This window comes from Acidovorax sp. (assembly GCF_046341535.1).
GTDB lineage: Bacteria > Pseudomonadota > Gammaproteobacteria > Burkholderiales > Burkholderiaceae_C > Acidovorax.
On record NZ_JBKDRI010000119.1, the window covers coordinates 1 to 5,734 of the forward strand.

Genomic DNA, 5,734 nt, shown 5'->3' on the forward strand with positions numbered 1-5,734 from the left:
GGAGCGCCGCATTTGAACGCAGTGCACCCCGGACCGGGCGAACGCGCGTTACTGGCAACCTGCTCACCACTGCGGGCGCTCTGAGCAGAACAATGGGTCGCGCACCAGGGCATGCATTGCCCGGCACCGCTGCGACCATCCAAGCTCAAAAGTGTATGCAAGGATTGTTCCCAGTTCCAGCCCGGGGTGACCCGGATGTCCTCAATCCTTGGGCCGGGCTGTCTCCAGGGTCTGCAGCAGTTGGGCTGCCACCGCCACCGCAATCACTGCCGGTTCCTTGCCGGTGATGCCGGGGATGCCGATCGGGCAGGTGACCCCTGCGAGCTCTTGCGGGGTAAAGCCGCGCTCGGTCAGCCGATGCGAGAAAGTCGCCCATTTGGTTTTGCTACCGATAAGGCCGATGAACGGCAGGTCGCTGCGCTCGCGCTGGCGGCGCAGGCAGGCGGCCACCACGTCCAGGTCTTCCGCATGACTGAAGCTCATGATCAGCACGCGGGTACCCGGCACCAGCGCCGACACGGCCTGTTGCACCGGTTCGGAGTGCTCGCACACCACGTCCTGAGGCAGCGCTTGTGGAAAAATGCCATCGCGGCTGTCGATCCAGTGCAGGGCAAAGGGGAGCGGAGCCAACACTTGGGCAAGCGCGTGGCCCACATGGCCTCCCCCGAACAGTGCGACCGGGTACCGCGGGGGGGCGAGCCTCGCACGGAGCCTGTCCAACGCCAACGGATCCATCGCGCCCAGATGCCCGTAGGTCAGATGCACCACGCCGCCGCAGCACTGACCAAGAGCCGGGCCCAGCGGGTAGCGCAGGCGGGCATCGCCGGGCTGGCCTGCGAGGCGGCGCCTGGCCTCGGCGATGGCCTGATGCTCCAGATGCCCACCTCCGATGGTGCCAATGATGTGATCGGCAAACACGGCCATCCAGGCACCCGCCTCACGAGGAGCCGACCCCTGCGTGGACTCGACCTGCACCAAACACGCGTGCGCACAGGTCAGGCTCGCGACCAGGGTATCCAGATCACTCACGTGGTTTGTTCCTTCATACAATCCGCCCTCGGCCTCCTACACGGGCAAACATCCCCACTGAACGCCATCGGTCCGCAAACATGACCCAAGACGCCTCCAAAAGCACTTCGGCTCCCCGCAGCCACTGGCTGACCGCAGGCGTTATGGCTGCGGTGGCTGCCATGGTAGCCGCCTGCAGGTCCGCGCCGGAATCGCCCCCACCCACCCCGCAGGACAAGCCCAGCGCTGGCGGCGAACCACCATTTGCGGTCAAGGTACCGGTACCAGGTGCGGCCGGATCGGCGCGGGCATCGGCCGCCGCTACGCCGCGGGCATACCGGCAAGACGCCGCCACTCACCTGTATGGCCTCAACGCGAATCGGATCTTCAAGGGCAAGCTTCCGCCCATGCTGTACGCGATTGGCGTGCTGGAGATTGATGTGGACCGCGCTGGCCGTGTGACACGCCTGCACTGGCTGCGCGCTCCGCGCCATGCCCCTGAAGTGATGGCAGAAATCGAGCGCACCGTGCGCGCTGCAGCGCCGTTTCCGGCACCGTCGCGCATGGGCAAGGTCACCTACACCGACACCTGGCTGTGGGACAGCAGCGGCCATTTCCAGCTCGATACGCTGACCGAAGGGCAACTTTAGCCCCATCGTCCCGATCCGCTCCCCGCAGGCAAGCCATTTCACGACCCGCGGTAGGTGGAATAACTCCAGGGGCTGACCAGCAGCGGCACGTGGTAGTGCTGATCCGCATGGGCAATGCCAAAGTCAAGGTTCACCTGGTTCAGGAAGTTGGGCTCGGGCAGCTCAACCCCACGCGCCTTGAAGTAGCCCCCCACATCAAAGCGCAGCCTGTAGGTGCCGGTGCGCAGGCTCGCATGGTCAAACAGCGGGGCATCGGTGCGGCCATCGTGGTTGAGCACCAGTCGCTTGATGACGGTGGCCGCATCGCCCTCCGTCGAATACAGGGTCACCTCCATGCCGGCGGCAGGGCAGCCGTGCATGGTATCCAAAACGTGGGTGCTGAGGCCCATGGGAATCTCCTGAGGTTGCAAGCCAAGACGGTACCAGTGCGCCGATCCGTAGAAACGCTCAATGTAGACCAAAAGTGTATACACTTTCCGGTGTTGGCCCGTATCATGCAGTGATGGAACCGTCATCCACCAGCGCCATTGTCGAAGCTTTGACCCGCGCCATCGTGGAGCATCGGCTGCAACCTGGCACGAAGCTGGCCGAGCAAAAATTGGCAGACCATTTCGGTGTCTCGCGCACCTTGGTGCGCCAGGCTCTGTTCCAGATGGCGCAAAACCGTCTGGTCACGCTGGAACCGGCGCGCGGTGCGTTTGTGTCCACGCCATCGGTCGAGGAGGCCCGTCAGGTCTTCGCCGTGCGCCGCATGCTCGAGACCGAAATGACACGCGGCTTTGTGCGCACCTGCACTCCCGCCAGGCTCAAGGCTCTGCGCGCGCATGTGGCCCGAGAAAAGGCCGCCGTGGGCTCGGATGACCCTAACAGCCGCGCGGAATTGCTGGGCGACTTCCATGTGCGCATGGCCGAACTCATGGGCAACGAGGTGCTGGCCCAGATGCTAGGCGATCTGATATCGCGCTGCGCGCTCATCACGCTGATGTACCAATCGGCCAGTGCAGCCACCCATTCTCACCAAGAGCATGCAGACATCGTTGCGGCCCTGGCCGCCCGCGATGAAGACCGCGCCGTGCTGCTCATGCAGGCGCACCTCGAACATGTCGAGGCCAGCCTCACCTTCGACCGCAAGCGCCCGGTCAGCGACCTTGCCGTCGCACTGGCCCACTGAAATGCCCCTCCCATGATCTACGACGCCACTGCCCCCTATCCCCGCGACCTGATCGGCTATGGCAAAACGCCACCCCACGCCCAATGGCCTGGCGGTGCCCGCATTGCAGTGCAGTTCGTACTCAACTACGAAGAAGGCGGTGAGAACGCCGTGCTGCACGGGGATGCCGGCAGCGAGCAGTTCCTGTCGGAAATGTTCAATCCTGCCAGTTACCCTGAACGGCACATGAGCATGGAAGGCATCTACGAATACGGCTCCCGGGCGGGCGTGTGGCGTATCCTGCGCGAGTTTGAAAAGCGCAAGCTGCCGCTCACGGTGTTTGGGGTTTCCAGTGCGCTGCAGCGTCACCCCGAACTGACAGCAGCTTTTGTCGAACTGGGCCACGAGATTGCCTGCCATGGCCTCAAGTGGATTCACTATCAGCACATCCCCGAAGACGTCGAGCGCGCGCACATGGCCGAGGCTATGGCCATCATCGAGCGCATGACCGGCCAAAGGGCTGTGGGCTGGTACACCGGCCGCGACAGCCCGAACACCCACCGCCTGGTAGCCGACTTCGGAGGCTTCGAGTACGACAGCGACTACTACGGGGACGACCTGCCCTTCTGGATGAAGGTACGGCGCACCGACGGTACCGTTGTGCCCCAGCTCATCGTGCCCTATACCCTGGACTGCAATGACATGCGCTTCGCACTGCCGCAGGGCTATTCGCACGCCGATCCATTCTTCCAGTACCTCAAAGACACGTTCGACGCCCTCTACGCCGAGGGCGACCCTGCGGGCGACAATGCTCCGAAAATGATGAGCATCGGCATGCACTGTCGACTGCTGGGTCGCCCGGGGCGCATCACGGCACTGCAGCGGTTTCTGGACCACGTGGGGCGGCACGAAGACGTCTGGGTTGCGCGGAGAATCGACATCGCTCGGCACTGGCAACAGGCACATCCGTACCGTGGAGCCACGCCCTAACTGCATACACTCTCTCAGGCACGATCAAGGCAATCTCCATGGCATTGACCATCAACAAGATCAACACTGACACCCTTCAGGACGCCATCCGGGCGCTCGATGGCGTGTACGAGCACTCTCCATGGGTTGCCCAGCAAGCGCTGGCGCAGCGCCCCCTGCGTTCGCTGACGCACCTCAAGCAAGTCATGGTGGACTGCGTCCGCAATGCCGGTACCGACGCCCAGTTAAAGCTGCTTCGTGCCCACCCCGAGCTGGCGGGCAAGGCCATGATCAGCAACACGCTGACCGCGGAGTCCTCCCACGAGCAAAGCAGGGCCGGACTGACTTACTGCACGCCTGAAGAATTCGAACGCATCCAAAAGCTCAACGCCGACTACAACGCCCGGTTCGGCTTCCCCTTTATCCTTGCCGTGCGTGGCCCGCGCGGCACCGGACTGACCAAGCGACAGATCATCGATACATTTGCACGACGTCTGACCAACCACCCAGACTTTGAACTCGCCGAGGCCCTGCGTAACGTCCATCGGATCGCCGAGCTTCGCCTGAATGACAAGTTCGATTCCGAGCCCACTCTAGGCAACGATGTGTGGGACTGGCTTGAGTCACTCGCCCAGCACAGCGACCCCGGCTGCGCCGAGCAGGGCCAGTTGACGGTCACCTACCTCACCGACGCTCACCGGGCCTGTGCAAACAACATTCGTGACCGCATGCTCGAATGTGGGTTTGATGACGTCAGCATCGACGCGGTGGGCAACGTGGTGGGCCGTTACCACGCATCAGCGCCGGGCCTGCGCAGCCTGCTCACAGGTTCACACTACGACACCGTGCGCAACGGCGGAAAACATGACGGGCGTCTTGGCATTTTTGTGCCCATGGCCTGTGTGCGTGAACTCCATCGCAGCGGCAAGCGGCTTTCGTTCGGCATTGAAGTGGTGGCGTTTGCCGAAGAAGAAGGCCAAAGGTTCAAGGCCACGTTTCTAGGCTCGAGCGCCCTGACCGGCCATTTCGACCAAGCTTGGCTGGATCAGAAAGACGCCCAGGGAATCACCATGCGGTCCGCCATGTCCCACGCTGGTTTGAAGATCGAGGACATACCCCGCATCAAACGCAACCCAGCTCAGTATCTGGGCTTTGTGGAGGTCCACATCGAACAAGGCCCCGTGCTGAACGATCTGGACCTGCCCCTGGGGGTGGTCACATCCATCAACGGTAGCGTGCGCTACGTGTGCGAGATGACTGGCATGGCCAGCCATGCAGGCACCACCCCCATGGACCGCAGACGCGATGCCGCTGCTGGCGTGGCCGAACTGATTCTGTACCTGGAGGAGCGCGCCCGGATTGACGGAGACTCCGTTGGCACCGTGGGCATGCTGAACGTGCCGGGAGGGTCCATCAATGTGGTGCCGGGCCGCTGCCATTTCAGCCTGGACTTGCGGGCTCCCAACAACGCCCAGCGCGATGCGCTGGCGACCGATGTGCTAACCAGCCTGCAACGCATCGCCGAGCGAAGGGGGCTGCGCTGCACGGTGGAGGAATCGATGCGCGCATCCGCAGCGCCCAGCGCTAAGGACTGGCAGCACCGGTGGGAGCGCGCGGTCAATGTCCTGGGTCTTCCGTTGTACCGCATGCCCAGCGGCGCGGGCCACGACGCCATGAAGCTGCACGAGATCATGCCCCAGGCCATGCTGTTCGTGCGGGGCGAGAACGCGGGTATCAGCCACAACCCGCTGGAGTCCACCACCAACAACGACATTCAACTGGCTGTGGAAGCCTTTGCCCACTTGCTGCGCCAGATCGCCTAGGAGCCTGTCGGACTTGGAGCGTCGAAAGCGAAAATCGGCCCCAGCGAGGACAGTTTTTGCCGAATTTGCAGCCCCATAGCCGAGCTATGGGGCAAAAAGGCGGTTAAAAATGGACCGCTGCGGTCGATTTGCAG

General features: G+C 63.2%; 6 protein-coding genes. 4 read left to right on the forward strand and 2 right to left on the reverse strand.

Annotated features, from left to right (window positions below):
* Window positions 1-201: 201 nt before the first annotated feature.
* Window positions 202-1,029 carry a xanthine dehydrogenase accessory protein XdhC gene (gene xdhC / locus ACK543_RS08600; protein WP_409942432.1) on the reverse strand — a complete coding sequence of 276 codons (828 nt, stop codon included), beginning with the start codon at window positions 1,027-1,029 and terminating at the stop codon, window positions 202-204.
* Between the two features lie 143 nt (window positions 1,030-1,172).
* Between xdhC and ACK543_RS08605 the strand changes: the two genes are divergently transcribed.
* A complete protein-coding gene (locus ACK543_RS08605) occupies window positions 1,173-1,658 on the forward strand; it encodes a hypothetical protein (RefSeq protein WP_409942437.1) in 486 nt (161 codons plus the stop codon).
* Window positions 1,659-1,696: 38 nt separating this feature from the next.
* On the opposite strand, the gene uraH is transcribed toward ACK543_RS08605, so the two are convergent.
* The gene (gene uraH / locus ACK543_RS08610) at window positions 1,697-2,047 is read right to left on the reverse strand and encodes a hydroxyisourate hydrolase (RefSeq protein ID WP_409942433.1); all 351 of its coding nucleotides are present in this window, start codon (window positions 2,045-2,047) and stop codon (window positions 1,697-1,699) included.
* 113 nt (window positions 2,048-2,160) lie between these two features.
* On the opposite strand from uraH, the gene ACK543_RS08615 reads away from it, so the two are divergent.
* From ACK543_RS08615 to uraD, 3 genes are read left to right on the forward strand one after another with little or no spacing between them, the layout of a single operon-like run.
* Window positions 2,161-2,829: a GntR family transcriptional regulator gene (locus tag ACK543_RS08615; protein WP_409942434.1), complete on the forward strand. Its 669-nt coding sequence runs from the start codon at window positions 2,161-2,163 to the stop codon at window positions 2,827-2,829.
* A gap of 12 nt (window positions 2,830-2,841) precedes the next feature.
* Entirely contained in the window at window positions 2,842-3,798 is a 957-nt protein-coding gene (gene puuE, locus ACK543_RS08620; protein ID WP_409942435.1) for an allantoinase PuuE, read from the forward strand.
* A 38-nt stretch (window positions 3,799-3,836) separates the two neighbouring features.
* Complete coding sequence (uraD, locus tag ACK543_RS08625) at window positions 3,837-5,600, forward strand: 2-oxo-4-hydroxy-4-carboxy-5-ureidoimidazoline decarboxylase (protein WP_409942436.1); 1,764 nt, start codon at window positions 3,837-3,839, stop codon at window positions 5,598-5,600.
* Window positions 5,601-5,734: the final 134 nt, after the last annotated feature.

What these genes read in the sequence shown, in the direction of transcription:
- ACK543_RS08605 (WP_409942437.1), top strand. Translation starts at nt 1,173, where the DNA reads ATGGCTGCGGTGGCTGCCATGGTAGCCGCCTGCAGGTCCGCGCCGGAA.
- uraH (WP_409942433.1), bottom strand. Translation starts at nt 2,047, where the DNA reads ATGGGCCTCAGCACCCACGTTTTGGATACCATGCACGGCTGCCCTGCC.
- ACK543_RS08615 (WP_409942434.1), top strand. Translation starts at nt 2,161, where the DNA reads ATGGAACCGTCATCCACCAGCGCCATTGTCGAAGCTTTGACCCGCGCC.
- puuE (WP_409942435.1), top strand. Translation starts at nt 2,842, where the DNA reads ATGATCTACGACGCCACTGCCCCCTATCCCCGCGACCTGATCGGCTAT.
- uraD (WP_409942436.1), top strand. Translation starts at nt 3,837, where the DNA reads ATGGCATTGACCATCAACAAGATCAACACTGACACCCTTCAGGACGCC.